Origin of the sequence: Streptomyces sp. SID12501, from assembly GCF_010550245.1 — a bacterium.
GTDB lineage: Bacteria > Actinomycetota > Actinomycetes > Streptomycetales > Streptomycetaceae > Streptomyces.
The window spans coordinates 1-577 of record NZ_JAAGLU010000312.1; the positions used below are offsets into that span (position 1 = coordinate 1).

Annotated in this window: 1 protein-coding gene; it reads left to right on the forward strand. The window is 69.2% G+C overall.

What is annotated here, in order from left to right:
- A partial coding sequence (locus tag G3I71_RS45940) for a condensation domain-containing protein (RefSeq protein WP_164324884.1) occupies positions 1-577 on the forward strand: 577 nt, incomplete at both ends.

Consider the following 577-nt stretch of genomic DNA (forward strand, 5'->3'; position numbering starts at 1 on the left):
CCCGACCACAGCCCGCTGTCCTACGCCCAACAGCGACTCTGGTGCCTCCACCAACTCGAAGGCCCCAGCTCCACCTACAACCTCCCCGCCGCCCACCGCCAGCCCGGCGACCTCGCCGTCGTCTCCCTCCGCCTCCCCATCGGTGACGTCGTCGCCCGCCACGAGAGCCTGCGCACCACCTTCGCCGAGGACGAGGAGCACGGTCCGCACCAGATCGTCCGGCCCGTCGGTGAAGCCGTCGTGCCGTTCACGGTCCGTGAGGCGGACGCGGACGACGTCTCCGCCCTGATCGCCGAAGCGACCGGTCGTGGCTTCGACCTGACGTCCGAGATCCCGATCCGGGCCTCGCTCTTCCGCATCACCGACGAGGAACACGTCCTCCTGCTCCTCATCCACCACATCGCCAGCGACGCCTGGTCCCGCACCCCCCTCGCCCACGACCTCACCACCGCCTACACCACCCGCACCACCAACAACTCAGCCACCCACTGGGAACCACTCCCCGTCCAATACGCCGACTACGCCCTCTGGCAACGCCAACTCCTCGGCAACGACACCGACCTCACCACCACCGACG